This is a genomic window from Nocardia sp. SYP-A9097 (assembly GCF_009649815.1).
Lineage (GTDB): Bacteria > Actinomycetota > Actinomycetes > Mycobacteriales > Mycobacteriaceae > Nocardia.
On sequence record NZ_WJIC01000003.1, the window covers coordinates 468,416 to 484,808 of the forward strand.

General features: G+C 63.4%; 9 protein-coding genes and 1 pseudogene. 4 read left to right on the plus strand and 6 right to left on the minus strand.

From position 1 onward, the window contains the following. Window positions 1-462 precede the first annotated feature (462 nt). Together GFY24_RS09595 and GFY24_RS09600 are read right to left on the minus strand one after the other, a co-directional pair. On the minus strand, window positions 463-1,998 hold the full coding sequence (locus GFY24_RS09595; protein WP_153804605.1) for a hypothetical protein: 1,536 nt from the start codon (window positions 1,996-1,998) through the stop codon (window positions 463-465). 148 nt (window positions 1,999-2,146) lie between these two features. Then, on the minus strand, window positions 2,147-5,173 hold the full coding sequence (locus GFY24_RS09600; protein ID WP_153804606.1) for a glycoside hydrolase family 38 C-terminal domain-containing protein: 3,027 nt from the start codon (window positions 5,171-5,173) through the stop codon (window positions 2,147-2,149). A gap of 312 nt (window positions 5,174-5,485) precedes the next feature. Here GFY24_RS09600 and thrS point away from each other — a divergent pair. The 3 genes and pseudogenes from thrS to GFY24_RS09615 form a co-directional block, all read left to right on the plus strand. Then, window positions 5,486-6,706, plus strand: a pseudogene (gene thrS, locus GFY24_RS09605) (threonine--tRNA ligase); the annotation flags it as partial. Window positions 6,707-6,969: 263 nt separating this feature from the next. Further along, window positions 6,970-7,974, plus strand: a complete 1,005-nt coding sequence (locus tag GFY24_RS09610) for an acyl-CoA desaturase (protein WP_309230654.1) — start codon at window positions 6,970-6,972, stop codon at window positions 7,972-7,974. 46 nt (window positions 7,975-8,020) lie between these two features. Beyond that, window positions 8,021-8,986, plus strand: a complete 966-nt coding sequence (locus GFY24_RS09615; protein WP_309230655.1) for a DUF1152 domain-containing protein — start codon at window positions 8,021-8,023, stop codon at window positions 8,984-8,986. A 19-nt stretch (window positions 8,987-9,005) separates the two neighbouring features. Here GFY24_RS09615 and GFY24_RS09620 read toward each other — a convergent pair whose 3' ends face one another. The 3 genes from GFY24_RS09620 to GFY24_RS09630 form a co-directional block, all read right to left on the minus strand. Next, window positions 9,006-10,229, minus strand: coding sequence for a cytochrome P450 (locus GFY24_RS09620; RefSeq protein WP_309230656.1), 1,224 nt, complete (start codon window positions 10,227-10,229; stop codon window positions 9,006-9,008). A 129-nt stretch (window positions 10,230-10,358) separates the two neighbouring features. Further along, complete coding sequence (locus tag GFY24_RS09625) at window positions 10,359-11,852, minus strand: glycoside hydrolase family 76 protein (protein WP_153804610.1); 1,494 nt, start codon at window positions 11,850-11,852, stop codon at window positions 10,359-10,361. Window positions 11,853-12,356: 504 nt separating this feature from the next. Next, the gene (locus tag GFY24_RS09630; RefSeq protein ID WP_153804611.1) at window positions 12,357-12,791 is read right to left on the minus strand and encodes an ester cyclase; all 435 of its coding nucleotides are present in this window, start codon (window positions 12,789-12,791) and stop codon (window positions 12,357-12,359) included. 2,425 nt (window positions 12,792-15,216) lie between these two features. On the opposite strand from GFY24_RS09630, the gene GFY24_RS09635 reads away from it, so the two are divergent. Beyond that, window positions 15,217-15,582, plus strand: coding sequence for a hypothetical protein (locus GFY24_RS09635; protein WP_228566119.1), 366 nt, complete (start codon window positions 15,217-15,219; stop codon window positions 15,580-15,582). Window positions 15,583-15,751: 169 nt separating this feature from the next. Here GFY24_RS09635 and GFY24_RS09640 read toward each other — a convergent pair whose 3' ends face one another. Next, window positions 15,752-16,291 (minus strand): GNAT family N-acetyltransferase, encoded by a 540-nt coding sequence (locus GFY24_RS09640; protein ID WP_153804612.1) that lies wholly within the window; start codon window positions 16,289-16,291, stop codon window positions 15,752-15,754. Between the last annotated feature and the right edge of the window lie 102 nt (window positions 16,292-16,393).

A 16,393-nucleotide genomic window follows, 5' to 3' on the forward strand; every position in this document is an offset into this window, starting at 1 on the left:
AGCGTTGGATTTCGAGCCAAATCCAACGCTCAGTTCCCGGTGATCGATCGTCCAAGTCTCGAGCGGGTGTCGGCCCTACTCGTCCTGGCGCCTTTGTCTTGTCTTTTGTTCGTTTTGTCTTTTTTCGTTGTGGTTCTGAAGGTTCCCACAACCTTCCCGCCAGGCCGGGAGGTGCGAAAGTGCGCCTGATGAGGGGAGCGAAAGCCGGGTACGGCAGGCGACGCCACCAGCACTGCCGCGTTTGTCTTGATTCTCCCGAGCCCCGACCGAACGTGCTGTGCCGCATGGTATTCGGCTACGAAGGCCCCGGGACCATTCCCGGGCCAGGCGAAGGAATCCGCTTCGCGGTGGTTGGTCGACTCGGGGCCAGAGACACGCGGAGCGCCATCACGCGACGAACCTCAGTAACGGCCAACTGTCTGGGCGGATTGAACCGCCCAGGGTTGGAAGACGGCGTGCGGTTCAGCGCGGGATGATGAGGTCTACGTCGTCGACAAACGTTGTGATGTGGCCGTTTTCGACGAGATATACACCGCGTGTGATGGGGGCATTGCCGTAGGAATCGTCCTCGTAGGTGAGGCGGACCAGGTGTTGGAATACCAGGGTTTGGCGGTCGTCGAGGTCGTAGGGGACGGCGGTGAGGCAGGTGCGGCGGGGGGTGGCGACCCATAGGCGTGCGGTGCGGAGTGCGTTGTGGGCGGTTTGCATGGCGTGGGGGTCGAGCACTTTTTCGGCGGAGAAGTCGTGGCCGGAGCAGTTGGCGATGGGGAGACCGTAGACTTCGTCGATCTCCCATTCGTAGCGTTGCAGTCCGGAGAGTCGCGCGATGGCTGCGGGTAGCATGAATTCGGTTTCGCGGCTGCTCTGGTCGTAACTTTGAACGGCGTAGCTGTCGCCGGTGTCGGCGGCCATGACGATGATCGGTGCGTTGCCGGATGCGCTGGGCCAGTGCGGAATTCGATCGCGATACGGCCAGTCGGCGGGTTGCAGCAGCGGGAATGGGTCGAACGGCAGTCGCACGTCGATGGGGTCGGTCGCGGGTCCATTCCCGGATTCCGCGGCGTTGCCGAGATCGATTTCGACCTGCGTGTCGGGTGTGAAGTCGAAGCCGTGCCGATGGACCCGCTGCTCGGAATCGATCTCCAGGATCGAATACTCGAGGGTGAGCCGGTTCTCGCTCAGCGCCTGCGCCAACTCGGGCCGCCGCGCCAGCACTCGCTGGAAATCCGGATCGGCCTGAATCATGGCGTGCGCGTACGCCAGACTGCCGCGGTCGACGATGTGCCCGTCGACATCGGTGCTCGCGGCCGGAATACCTTGCAGCCCTTTGAGATTCACGAACACATCCATCACGATCAGCCGGTCCCCGTCCATCCCGATGAAATGCACCGTGTGATCGCGCACCGGCCAGCTCTCCGCGCCGCCGGTGAGGATTTCGACGCCCTGCTGTTCGAGCACGTGCACGCCGTAGACCATGGCGATCTTATGGTCCTGCGTCTTGGCATCCCGATCCGACGAGCCGAGCAGCCGCCCCATATCGGTCAGTTCCAGGGCCGCGTCCGCATCGTAGTCGTGTATCTCGTCCCCGAATTCGCCGAACCCGATGCCGCGCGTATCGAGTTGCTCCCCGTTGTCCTCGATCCACGCTTGCGCGGTCAGTTCGAAAGGAAGCGCGACATCGAAGATGTCGCGGATCCCCAGTATCGCCGTCGTCACGAAGGACTCGTAGTCGTCGAATCGCGCGGGCCACGGCAGCCGTCGGCTGGGCAGGTTGTCCTGGCCGGGCGCGAAGAGCGCCCACTCCAGCCCGCCGCCGTCACGCGTGAATCGCGCGGTCCGGCCTTGGCCGGGTGACAACATGATTCGCCCACCGAGCGGCAGGTTGAACAGCCGCCAGGTCAGCAGTTCCGCGTACGAGCCCCACAGTTCGTCCGCGACTTCCGGTGTTATCTCGTTGCGCGGCTCCCGTTCGCGCCGCCACAAGCTTCCCAGCCCCACCCGAAACTCCATCCGATACAAGACAACCGACGCAACCTAGCACTTGTTGGGTGATCGAGTGGGGTTGTGGCGGCGGCGCAGGCGAATCACCGAGCGGATCCCTCCCGAAGGCTGTCGCGGTGGCACGGATCGCAACCCGCCATGCCGGCTACTGACTCGGCGACGATTCGGGGGAACGCCTGAAGCGCAGGGTGACGAGCTGAAAAGGTCGCAGCCGCAGGCGAATTCCCGCGCTCTGCGGGGTCTCCGAGGATTCTTCGGGCAGCGGGCGTTCCAGCAGGTCGCAGCGCTGGAATCCGCTGAAATCGAATCCGGGCGATACCCATGCCTCGGCCCGGCCACCGTGCGCTTCGTAAACCCGCAGCACGATATCGCCGCTCGCATCATCCGCGAGTTTGACCGCGCTGGTCACCACGGCATCATTGTCGATGGTGAACAGCGGCTTCACCGTCTCGGCGCAGCCGGGAGTCGGCGGCGTGAGATTGATGCGGTAGCCATCGCGTACCGCATCCGCGATCGAGGCTCCCGGGAGCAGCGAATGCCGGAAATGGTGTGTTCCGTGATCGGTTTCGGGATCCGGGAAGCGCGGTGCACGCAGCAGCGAGGCGCGCAGTGTGGTCGTCGTCCCGCCGTCGGCGCGTACGGTGCGGGTGACATCGTGCCCGTAGGTCGAGTCATTCACCAGCGCAATGCCCCAACCCGGCTCACCGAGGTGGACGAAGCGGTGATTGCAGGCTTCGAACTTCGCGTACTCCCAGCTGGTATTGGTGTGCGTCGGACGGTACATATGCCCGAACTGTGTTTCGGAGGCGTAGCGATCGGCGTGAATGTCCAGGGGGAAGGCGAGTTTCAGGAATTTCTCGGTCTCGTGCCAGTCGATTTCGGTGTCGATATCGACGGCTCGCGCGCCCGCTCGCAGCGTCACGGTCTGCTTGACCTTGGATGATCCGAAGGAGCGACCTATCCGCACCGTCGCCTGCGGTGTCGAGTCCGCCACAAGGAAATCCACCTCGACGAGGTTGGTGACGCGATTCCGATAGAACAGATCGACATCCCACGCGTCCCAGGAATTCGGTAGATCCGGATGCAATTGCAGGAGATTCGCAGCCGAGTCCGGCGGCAGGGCCTCCCGCTCATTTTTGATATCGAAGATCGATACGACCAGACCCCGCGCATCGACTTCGACTCGCAGCACACCGTTTTCGAGCTCGAATCCACCCTCGGCCCGCTCGATCACCGAGCACGGGGGAGCGGATCGCATCGGGCCCGCCGCCCCGGCCGGAACCGAATGCCAAGTGTGCGGGGACGAATTGAAGACATTCGGCCCCACCTCACCGCCCAGTGCCTGCTGCGCCTGATCGATTATCGCAGTCAGTTCCTGGGCCACCGCAGCGTATGTCTGCGCCGCCTCCCGATACACCCACGCGATGGCAGAGCCCGGCAGAATATCGTGAAACTGGTGCAGTAGCACCGTCTTCCAGATTCGATCCAGCGCCGCGTACGGGTGTTGGAACCCCTTGCGCACCGCTGCGGTCGCGGCCCACAGCTCGGCCTCCCGCAGCAGATGTTCGCTGCGCCGATTGCCCTGCTTGGTCCTGGCCTGACTGGTCAGCGTGGCGCGATGCAGCTCCAGGTACAGCTCACCCACCCACACGGCCGGATCCGCGTACTCGGCCTCGGCCTTGGCGAAGAAGTCGGCGGGCTTGTCCCACAACACCTTCGGTGACCCTTCGAGATTCTTCATCCGCGCGGCCTTGGCCACCATCTCCCGCGTGGTCCCGCCGCCGCCATCGCCCCACCCGGTCGGAGCCAGTGACATCGATGCCCGGCCCTTCTCCTTGAAATTCCTTGCCGCGTGCGCGATCTCGTGACCGGACATCGAACAGTTGTAGGTATCGACCGGCGGGAAATGAGTGAAGATCCGCGTCCCGTCGATGCCCTCCCACAGAAAGGTGTGATGCGGGAACTGATTGATCTGACTCCACGAAATCTTCTGTGTCAGTAACCATTTGGAGCCTGCGGCCTTGATGATCTGCGGCAGCCCGGCCGCGAATCCGAAGGTGTCCGGCAGCCACGCCTCCTGATTCTCGATACCGAATTCCGTCAGGAAGAACCGTTTACCGTGGACGAACTGCCGTGCCATCGCCTCCGAACCCGGCATATTCGTATCCGATTCCACCCACATGCCACCGGCGGGTACGAACCGCCCCTCGGTCACCGCCTGCTTGATCTTCGCGTACACCTCGGGCCGATGCTGTTTGACGAAATCGTACTGCGCGGCCTGTGACATGGTGAAGATGAATTCTGGTGAATCGGCAAGTAGCGCAGTCATATTCGCGGTGGTGCGGGCGACCTTGCGCACCGTCTCGCGCAGCGGCCACAGCCACGCCGTATCGATATGCGCGTGACCCACCGCGGAGATCGTGTGCGCGGAAGATATCGCCGGCGCGGCGAGCACATCGACCAGGCAGGCGCGTGCGGCCGTCGCGGTGGCATTCACATTCAGCAGATCGAGGGCATCGAGCGCGCGTTCGATCGCCCGCACAATATCATACCGTCGCGCCGGATCCTCCGGCATCTCGTGCATGAGTTCGCCGAGCACCTCGAGATCCTGCACCAACTGCCAGACCTCCTCGTCGAAGACAGCGAGATCCAGCCTTCCGAGTCGATACTGCGGATCGCCACCGGCGGTGATCTTGTCGCCCAGCGCAGTCGGTCCGAAGAACGGAATAATCGGATTCGACGCCGCTTCCACATGCAACAACACCTTCTCCCCACCGACGGCCGGCGCCCCCACCCGCACCCACTGATTGCGCGGATGCAACCCCTTCACCGGCGACCCATCCGCCCGATAAACCAGCCCCTCGCACTGAAACCCAGTCATATTCTGGTCGAACCCGAGATCGATAAGCGCCTCGACGGTCTTCCCCGCCCAGCCCTGGGGCACCGTCCCCTCCACCGTCAACCAGCTCGTACCCCAAGGCGCACCCCACCGTGCCCCCGATTCAACCGGCGTCCGAGGCGCAGCGAGCCCTTCGGCCACCTCCACCGGTTCGCCCGGAGCAACCCACGTCGAAGCCCGTAGCGGCACCGACTCGGGATAAATCGCCGGAACAATCCGTTCCCCGAGAACCCGCCCCAGGCGTCCCTCGATCAAGCGACGGTCATCGTGCATAGCGGCAGCTCCGATCGCACCGGGAGAGTGATCATCGAACCGCCCCCATTCTCCGGCACCCTGCCGAATTCGAGGCCGTGCTTCAGCCCGTGTTGGAGCGGAGCGACGCGAGAAACGTCGCGGCCGGCAACCAGTGGCGGGTAATTCCGTTGCCCGGTTATCGAACCCGCGCGTACCGTGCGGGGCATGCAGCGCGCTGAACTTACGACGACGTCGGACTTCCCGGCGCGCTGAATCCTGTTCTGATCCAAGCCCCGGGCGAGTGCCCGGGGCTTTCTCGCGTGGACACTCGCCCTCAATTGGGAGGAGTCCCTCATGTACGACCATCGGAAGCTGGGCCGAGAGCTCGGGCTGTTCGATACCGATCCACTGATCGGGGCCGGGTTGCCGTACTGGCTGCCGGACGGCGCGATTGTGCGGCACAGTTTGGAGGAGTACATCCGGGCGGTGGAGCGGCGGGCCGGGTATAGCCATGTGTATTCGCCGGTGCTCGGGAAGCGGGAGATGTATGAGATATCCGGGCACTGGGAGCATTACGGGCAGGACATGTATCCGCCGATCGAGGTCGGTGGGGAGCAGGTGCTGTTGCGGCCGAGTCTGTGCCCGCACCATGCGGTGATCTATCGGTCACGGTCGCACAGTTATCGAGAGTTGCCATTGCGGATGGCGGAGCTCGGCGCCATGTATCGGTCCGAATTGTCCGGTGCGCTGGGCGGTTTGACCCGGGTGCGGTGTATTCAGCTCAATGACGCGCACATCTTCTGCACCCTGGATCAGGTCGCCGAGGAGGCATCAGCCGCGCTGGAGTTGATCGGCTCCGCGTATCGCGCGATGGGGATCAGCGCGGCGCGCTATCGACTGTCGCTGCCCGGTCCGGGCGGCAAATACGTTGCGGCACCGGCGATGTGGCGGCGTGCGAGCAAGCTGCTCACCGAGGTACTCGACAGCTCCGGACTGACCTATGAGGCGGTCGAAGGCGAAGCCGCGTTCTACGGACCCAAGATCGATATCCAGGTGGCCGACCATGCGGGCCGCGAATCAACCCTGTCCACCGTGCAGATCGACTTCCATCAACCCGAGCGATTCGACCTGCACTACATCGGACCGGATGGTGCCAAACATCGTCCCGTCATGGTGCATCGCAGCATTGTCGGCAGTATCGAGCGCGCTGTCGCGCACCTGATCGAACAACACGGCGGTGCCTTCCCGGCCTGGCTGGCCCCGAATCAGGTGGTGATACTGCCGGTCTCCGCCGCGCAGGAGCCCGCCGCAGCGGAGTTGCTAGAACGTTGCCGCTCTGTCGATTTGCGTGCGGAGGTGGCCGGCGCCGACACCGGAAGCCTCTCCGCGCGAATTCGTGCCGCCAGATTGGTCCCGTACCAACTCGTCATCGGTCCCGCCGAGCATGCGAATGGGGATGTGGCCGTGCGGCTGCGGGACGGTCGCCGACTGCCGCCCCGGCCGGTAGAATCTGTGTTGTCGCATGTCAGCGCCCTGATCAACGCGCACGAAACCCGTTTGTGGATCGGCTGATACCCGTGCCGAGGCATCGGGGTGAAATCGTCATGCAGATGTGTCGGGGTTCGGCACGTATGTTCATCTCATGGTGGTCGCAGCGCGGCATGCTGTTGGCTAGGCAGGCGAGCGGCCATGTGCTGACTTCGGAATCCGGTGCGGCAGCGGGCGCTAATGGGGCGTCCACTGATCAAACAGCGACAGCAGGATGGGCAGAGCCCGTGGTGATAGAGATGACGCAGCGCAGGTCTGCGTCGATAGTGCAGAGTCGGGTGCCATCGGTGCGTGACTCCGCGCCGATACGTGGCAGTGAGTACGCGGTGCTGATGCGGCGAGTGCGGCAGGCGGGTTTGCTGGATCGACGCCTGCGGGCCTACGGTTTGCGGACCGCGCTGACCGCGGCCGCGTTCTTCGGTGGATGGGCCGCCTTGGTGGCGATCGGCGACTCCTGGTGGTCGTTGGCTCCCGCGGTGTTCCTGGCCGCGATCTTCTCGCAATTGGCCTTCCTCGGCCATGACGCCGGGCACCGGCAGATCTTCGGTAAGCGGAACGCGAACTACGTGTACGGGCTGATCGCGGGCAATCTCGCGACCGGACTGAGTATCGGATGGTGGACGAGCAACCACAACCGGCATCACGCCCACCCCAATACCGAGGGCGCGGATCCCGATGTCTCCGGTGTACTGGCGCACTCCGGTGAGCGAGCCATGACCGGAAAAGGCTTCCGCCGCTTCATCTTCCGCTACCAGGCGTGGCTTTTCTTCCCCATGCTCCTGCTGGAGGCGGGCAGCCTGCACTTCTCCAGTGTTCGCGCGGTCGTGAAATGGCCACTGCGGCACCGCTTCTGGGAAGGCGCGCTACTGGCCGCCCACGCCGCCGGTTACCTCGCCACGGTGTTCCTGGTCCTGTCTCCGGTCAAGGCCCTCGTCTTCATCGCCGTCCAGCAGGGCCTTTTCGGCCTCTACATGGGCTGCACCTTCGCGCCGAACCACAAGGGCATGGAGGTCTTCCCCGAAGGTGACAACACCGACTTCCTGCGCCGCCAAGTCCTGTCCTCCCGCAATGTCCGGGGCAGCTGGCTCACCGACACCGCTCTCGGCGGCCTCAACTACCAAATCGAACACCACCTGTTCCCCTCCATGCCGCGCCCCAATCTCCGCCTCGCCCAACCGATCGTGATGGAGTTCTGCGCCGAACGTGGCGTCCCCTACGCCGAAACCACCCTCCTCACCTCCTATACCCAAGCCCTGACCCACCTCAACGCCGTAGGCCGCCACACCCGCTGACCCAATCCATTGGCCACCAACGGTTTCGGGCGGCCATGATGGCCGGGTGTCATCTTTCAGTCTGGCCGAACCACCCCTGTTCCACCGCCTGCGCAATTCGGCGAACATCCTGATCGCCGGAGCAGGCGGTGGTTTCGACGTTTACGGCGGACTACCGCTCGCGATCGCGCTGGAGGGGCTCGGCAAGCGAGTACACCTCGCGAACTTCTCCTTCAGCGATCTGCGCCGGACCGCCATCGAGGATTGGGAAGCGCCGGGAGTTGTTGCCGTGCATCCCGATTCCATCGGCAACGACGATTACTTCCCCGAACGCACACTCGCCCGCTGGCTGGCGAGTACGGGTCGTAATCCGGTCGTCTACGCCTTCCCCTCATCGGGAGTCCAACCGCTGCGGGACGCCTACCGCGCCCTCATCGAAAAACTCGATCTGGATGCCGTGGTCCTGATCGACGGCGGCACCGACATCCTGCTCCGCGGCGACGAAGCCGGGCTCGGCACCCCACAGGAGGACATGACGAGCCTCGCGGCAGTCGCCGGCATCGACGCCATCACCCGTCTGGTGGTGTCGATAGGCTTCGGCATCGACTCCTACCACGGCGTCTGCCACGCCCACGTGCTGGAGAATCTCGCTGCGCTGCAACGAGATAACGCCTACCTCGGCGCGCTCTCCATCCCCTCGGACAGCCCCGAAGGCGCCGCCTACTTCGCCGCGGTCCGCCATTCACTCCTCGAGACACCGCTGCGCCCCAGCATCGTCCACTCCCAAATCGCGACGGCCCTGCGGGGCGAATTCGGCGACATCCACGCCACCGACCGCACCAACGGCACAGAACTGTTCGTAAACCCTTTGATGGCAATGTATTTGAGCGTTGACCTGCCCGCTCTGGCTCGCACCGTCGAATATCTGCCGTACCTCGAACCGACCGTCGCCGCCTACCAGGTCGCGCAGGTTATCGAAGCACATCTGACCTCCCGTCCCGTGCCGCGCCGGTCCAGCATCATTCCGCACTGAACCGGCCCGGTGAAATGGACTAGGTGAGCTGGACGGGAAGTTCGGCGTGGCCGTTGGAGATGAAACTTCGTGAGGTGGAAAGGGTTTCGGGGTCGGCGGCCAGGGTCAAGCCGGGGAAGCGGGCGAAGAGGGCGGGGAGGGCGACCGTGGCTTCGAGGCGGGCCAGGGGAGCGCCCAGGCAGTGGTGGACGCCGTAGCCGAAGGCGAGGTGCTGGTCCTTGGTGGCACGGTGCGGGTCGAACTCGGTGGCGGTGGAGCCGTGCACGTCCGGGTCGCGATTGGCTCCGGCGTAGGAGGCGAGAATGGCTTCGCCCTTGGGGATTCGGTGGCCGCCGATCTCGATGTCCTCGACCGCATAGCGCAGTGGCAGGTGGGCGACGGGGGCCTCGTAGCGGAGGGTTTCCTCGATCAGGTCGGGCCAGCCGACGCGGCCCTCGGTGACATCCGCGCGGAGTTCGGGGCGGGTCAGGAGCGCAAAAATAGCCTGGTCCAAGAGATTTACGGTGGTTTCGTGGCCCGCGCTGATGACCAGATTCAAGGTGTCGACCAACTCCTTCTCGGAGAGCTGGGAGCCGTCGTCCTCATCACGGGCGGCGATCAGCGCGCTGGTGAGGTCATCGCCGGGGGATTCGCGGTGCATAGCGACGATTTCGGTTACCAGACCGTACATTTCGAGGTAGTTGGCCAGACCCTCCTCGGGACCGAGTGCCCCGTCGAAGAAGCTGTCGACGCATTTGCGCAGGGCGGGATTGCGGTCCTCGGGCACCCCGATCAGTTCGCTGATCACCTGGATCGGCAACGGATAGCAGTAGGTTTCCCGCAGGTCGATGGTCGCGCCGGGCGGGGTCTGGGCGAGCTTGTCGAGCAGCTCGGCGGTGATCGCCTCGAGGCGCGGCTGCAGGGCGGTGGTGCGGCGATGAGTGAAGGCGGGGGCGACGAGTTTACGCAGGCGGCGGTGGTCCATGCCGTAGGCGGTGAACATATTGTCGACCGAAACCCAGGGCAGCAGTGGCCATTCGGCGGTGATCTCACCATTCATGAAGGCGGTCCAGTGCTGCCGCGGATCCTTGGAGACGCGCTGATCGGTGAGGAGTTCCTTGAGGATCTTGGCATCGGTCACCGACCAGGCACGGACCCCGCCGGGTAATTCCACCAGGGTAATGGGGCCGCGTTCGCGAATGCGAGCGGATTCGCCCTGGATATCGGATCCCAAGGGATCCAGGACAATCGGTTGTGCGTCCACTGTGTTCTCCAATCGGCGACGGCGCTTTGCAGTGTCTCGCGTCCGGAGCGCGATGTCGATGGCGATCGTGATGTGAAAACCGGTGGGCGGCAATGTGTTCAGTGAGTTGGTGGAGTGCTGGGAGGTTGCCTACGAGCCGGCGTTGAGCGCGTCCAGAGCCGCCGCCTGAGTGGCGAAATTGGGGTGGTCGTCCGCGCCCGGCGGACCTTGCCACCGGAATCCGTATTCATCGTCGTTGTCGCGCAGCGAGTTCGCCTGCCGCATCAGGAAATCTGTTGTGGCGGCGTGGGATCGACCGGTCTCACGTAGCTCCCGATACCCGCGCACGAAGACGCCCTTGTAGGTTTCGGCGTCGTGGCAGGAGGGACCTGGACAGGTGGTGGCGCTCGGCTCGTTCAGCACTCCATCCTGGAGGAAGGGCGAACCGTCGCGAGTGGCCGCCGCGGCGATCCGGTCGGCCGAGGTGAGTAGCTCGGAATTGCCCGTAATCCGGTACAGCGCAACCAATCCGGCGATCATCTCGCCCTGCCCGTAGGTCCAGCGCGTGTTCGCATCCACCAGTACGCAGGTGTCGCCGTACTGGTCGAGGTGATCGTTCACGGCTCCGGAGGAATCCAGTAGCGCCCGTCCAGCCCCGGTGCTGAACCAATCCCAGGTCGCAGTGGCGCGAGCGCGGTATGACGGCTGATCCGACGCGTCGACCCGGGTGCCGAGTAATGCTGTCGCACTGATGTATAGCGCATTGGTGATCGCGTTCACCTGCGTCCACGGGCGCAGCTGCGGATCGACTCCCACACGCGCCCACGCCAATCCGCCACCACAGAACGCCGCCTTCTGATCCGCGAGCCCGTCCACGATGGTGCGCGCCGCGGTGAGATACCGCGCCTCGCCGGTGAGGTCGAACGCCTTGATCCAGGCCAGCGCCCACCACAATTCGTCATCGTTGTACCCGGTGGTTCGCGGCAGACCGGTACGGGCTACCTCACCGTGCCGATAGGTCTCCTCGATATAGCTCAGATACTGCCGATCTCCGCTGTCTCGCAGGTAATCGATCAGTGTGGTCAAAGCATTGGCGCTCTGCCAGGTGCTGACATCGTTCTCCCAGAGTCCGGTGTCGTGGTCGTACCGGTCCAGCAGCCGCTCCACGGCGCGCATCCGCCGATCCGGTTGCGGGTCGGCGGCGGCCATCCAGCGCGTGCACCGCACCTCCGGCCGATCACCGGCTTTCCCGCAAGCCCGCAGCAGACCGCCGTCGTATCGATAGAACTTCGTGGTCGCGGCGGTTTCGGTGGCGGAAAGCGTTGTGATGCCCAAATTCTCGCCCCGAAGACGCTGGTCAGTGGTACCGCGATCGAGCCACACCGAATCGCCCGCCTGTGCCTGCGCGATGCTCGCCGAGGCCCCGCCCTCGGCCATGATCAAGGTGATCGAGCGCGACCACACCCGCACCTGAGGATTCACCGCCCGCGTACCGGCGGCCAGTCCCGGATCATCACCGTCGCACGGACCGCTCCCACACCCCGCCTCGGAACGGGAGAAAGCCTGCCACCCCGCATAACCCGCGATCAGCAATGTTATGACGCCGAGCACAGCGGCCCACCGAATCCTCCTGGTCGCGATCACGGCAATCACATTATCGCCGCGAACCTGAGAGAACTCGTAGGTTCTACCAGAGCTGCTCAAGATTCCCGTCGTCACCGGCGTAATCGTTTGTAGTTCAGCAATTTTGGGCGATCTGGAATGTCCCGAGACCACCCCTCACTTCCGGGGAGTTCCCGGATTTCGGGCTGCAAACTTACACCGAATCGTGGAGTCCGATTCCCGTGAGTTCCCGCGGGGCTGACCATCTTTTGGTACTGGATTGCCGCCGCCGCGTAGCCTTGGAGGCCACGCAGTGATGAACTGTATCGCGGCGCAGTAAATGCTTCGGCCTCTGGATATGTGATACCTCCTCGGCGTGTCGATTGTCGACACGCCGAGGGGTTTTCGATCTGGTTCAGGTGGGTAGGCCGGTGATGCTGCTGAAGGCTGCGCGGTCCGCCGACAAACTCGTTGAGGTCGCTCACGCGCGGATGGCGGATCTTCTCGCGTGCAACACTGCGATGTGGTGCGGAGCCACGTCACGAGTCAGGTTGCTGCAGAGCGCGCCGACTGGACGACACCGAGTTGCTGCATCATCCCGAGCGTATCCCAGCATGTCCAGCCTTCGATGAGCTTACCGTCTTGGAAGCGATTGATTGTAATTCCTTGAATGACCGCCGATTTGCCTGTCGCGTGCATACCCATCATCTCGCCGTCGTTGGTTCCCGTCCCCGTCCATCGGGTAGTGACGAAGTCGCCTTCGGCGATCTGTTCGTTGACCAGGAACCGTTGATCCGAGAACGCGGCGAGATACATCTGCGCGAGCCGTTTGAGGCCGTCGGGGCCATGGATATCGGCGAACGGGTTCTGTGGATCGTGGTCGATGTAGTCGACCGCGACTACCTCGTCGAATGCATCGAGGTCTCGCATGTTCCATGCGTCGAAGACACGCTTGGCGGCGGCCTTGTTCTGCTCTGACATGGCGTTTCCTATCTATTGGTACCGACTCGCGACGGCGGCTCGTAGTCGCTACAGGCAGCATTCGCGGTGCCCGGCGTTGAGTATGGCGTGGCGCGCGGGCCGCGATGCCGACGGTGAATCCAGGCGCCACAGCCCGGTATGGGGACGCTGTCATCACGGAGGATGCCCGTCCAGATGTTGTCGGCAGGCATCCAGCTACCCACCGATCACAGACCTTGAAGTTGGAATACATGGTGATTGTGCGCCTTTTTCGTACGCAAGGTAAGGGGGGCAACATCCGCATGGCCGTTTGACACCACTGGCCATTACACGCATCACACAATTTGTGAGATTCTGTACCTGACCAGCGGATATCTCAACGCATGAAGAATGACTGAGTGAGAGCGTCCGTCGTTGTGCGGCATAGCCATCGCCACCGATCATCGTGCCCATAGCGATACCCATCTGGCTGCCGCGTTGATCGACCAGAGTAGATGTCCTACGTGCATTCACTGTCGCGACCGGCGTACAGCACAACGCCGATGTGGCTCCTGTTCGACGGTGAGGACACACGGAGCGGCCAGCCAACTGTCCGGTGCGTTCCCTGCGATACCGGAGACTGGCTTGTCGAGAGCGCGTCTTGACCTGTGCACCAACGGCGGACGATTAAATGGCCGCCAAGCGGGCCGGTGCCCCATTGTCGAGACCGGGGTGCCGGACGTGGACGCGCTCCTGTCGGGTCGTGATCAGCGGTATGGGGTCCAAGGTGCCGCGTCGTCCTGGACCTGGAAGGTCGTGAAGCGGTGACGCTATTGCGTTGCCAAGGATGGGTTTGTTGAAAGCACTGGCAGCACGCTGGTGACGAGTTGTAACTCGCGGAGGCGGCGGAGAGGGCTATGCCGGGACGACGACAGACCAGAGGCACCGACCAAACCGCTTGACACAAAACGCCTTACGCTGATGTGCGTGCGTTGAGCCGAACCTCGGCCTGGCCGGCCTGCACCTGCCCGCGGACTGCGGCATAAATGGATGTGCGGGTGGGCGCGTCGCAGGTAGGTTGTGGAAGCGTCCTGCATGTGTGAGAGGCCCGATACCGAATGCGTCACGTAGTCCACTTAACCAAGGTGCCCTACAGCCTCCCCTGTCGAGTGATCGGCAAACTTCAGCCACGGACGTGGCGTGTGATTGTCGGCGTCGGGGACGGCCATCTCGACGGCGGTGTCCATCAGGACTGGCTGGACGAAGACATGCCTCACGAAATCCGTAGACCGAACGCGTTCTTCTACGTCACGGATGCCTACTGAGAGCAAACGCTGTCATCTGCGTGTGCGGATGTCCTGAGCCGCAGCGGATCTCAACCGCCGACCACGCTGTATGCGGCTAGAGCGCGCACCGCTTGTAGACGTGAAGCGTTCTGCCCATTGATCTTCCGATGCCCCGCGCTGGCCAGTTCGGTCAGCGCGCCATGCGGCAGTTTGGGATGTCCTCAACGGCCAGCGAACCGCCGCCGATCTGCATTCGGTCGGTATGGGCCACCAGTCTTGTATTCACACACGGGACTTCTTCGCGCTGGCGCATCACCTGAGCATTATGCTGACTCGGCCTTGACCGAGCGACCGCATGGAACGACGATTTGATGATGGCAACGGGGGGATCTGCTGGTCGGCCAAGGGGACTCACCTTGGAGGCGGTTCAATGGCACATCGTTCGAGAAGATCAGCATCGCGCGAGCATGGTGGCGAGAACTGGCACTGTGCTTAGTGCCAACGCACTTGTAATCGCGGGAACCACACTAACATTCACGGCAAGGGGGCCGTCGCGTCCGAGCATTGTGGTGGTTTGCTCGACTCTCGGCGCACTGCTCTTCGTGGCAGCCTCGGTCGTGTTCGCCGCGATGGTATTGGTCTCACCATTGTTCGCCCCAAAGAAATGGGTGAAACGCTGGGACACAGTTGGTTCCGACGGAGCGCGGCTCTACTCCTATACCGAGTACGACGCGACATGGGCGACGTTCGAACAGTTCCTTGAGGGAGTCACGAACCTGTCGCCAGAACAACAACTCCGAGGAGCGATCCTTGAATTGTGGATTGCGTCCTCCGTGGATCAATATCGCGTACGGAGGACACGGGCTGCGATCAGGTGCCTCATCGTCGCGATCGGCCTCTTGCTGGTCACAGTTGCGTTGACCACTCTCGTTCGGTGACGTCGCAGCAGTACACCGTCATCGAAGCCCTCTCCGCTGGAGACCTGGAGTTCAGCGGCCGGAGCCAGATGCTCGTAGCCCATTAATCTTCCGATACCGTGCACTGGCCGGTTCGATCAGCGGGCCACGCGGCTTGAGCGCGCGTTCCGCTGGCGCCAGATGGATACCGCCGGTTGATCTTCCATGATGCCGCGCTGGCCGTTCCGAACAGCGCGGCATGCGGCATATTCGTACGTTTCCTCGGTGGTGACCGACAGCCGTAATACTGGTCGGATGAGGTGGATTCGCGACTACTACGCAGATGAGGGCGTCTGGCTCCTGATCGAACTTGATGACGATGGCTGGCCGAACCGGCAGGTCGATCTGCGAGGTGCTGACGGTGAGCCGGTCACGGCCGCGTCGCTGGCGGAGGTGACGTATGCACGAGACCACGGGGGATTCGCTGCGGTTGAGGCGTACGAACGCAAATACGGTGTGCTCGCGGAGGGTAGCGCCGAAGATTGGGATGTCGAGCCCAGTGCCCTCGAGCAAATGGCGGCCGAGGAATTCGAAACGACCTGGACGATGGCTCGTCAAGCGATCGAGCACCGATTTCCTACCGGTAGCTGAGCAGATCTCCTGGGCGACAACCCGCTCGGTCATTGGCATGATGGTGCGTTCTCAAGGCTGAGATAACCCCGGGCCGTTGATCTTTGGTCGTGTCTCGTGGCCGATCCGATCAGCGCAGTCAGCGGCAATATAGGACGTTCGAAATGCGAGGTCGGAATCCGCGCAACCGTTAGAGCGACGTCGTGCTGCGCTGGCCGATGGTGATCCAGTAACGCCGCGCCGGACCGAGTTCGGTGTCCTGAATGCTTTCGAGGACGCCGCCGTGACGCTCGATCGTTTTGGCGGAGGCCACATTTTCCTCCGCACAGACAAGTAGCACCCGGTCCATGCCCAGGCCTCGTGCATCGTCGAGCATCCGGCCCAGCGCCCAGGTCGCCACACCACACCCGCGGGCGGATGGCCGGATGCCGAAGCCGATATGCCCGGTCCGCGTCACCGTCTCACCGGACCCGTACCGCAGTGCGATTCCGCCGAGAACCTTTCCTCCCTCGACGATCCATCGGTATCTGCACCGGATCCCGCTGGTGTTCCCGTGATCGGGCTCGTCGGTGAGCCGCGCTACCCAGACCTCGAACCCCGCGGGCGAGTCGACCTCGTCGGTGGGCAGAAGCCCGAAACCGTCTTCGTGCATGTCCGGACCCCACTCGGCATGTGCCTCGAGCCAGGACGCGTGCAAATCTGTGGTGGGCGCAGCTAGATCGGGCACCATGCCACCTTATCGATGCAACGCATCGCACTGAACTCGGCATGAGCGTGCATTCGCCGGACACGCCCAGGCTTCCGGACACGCTCGTCGATGACGTCAAAATTC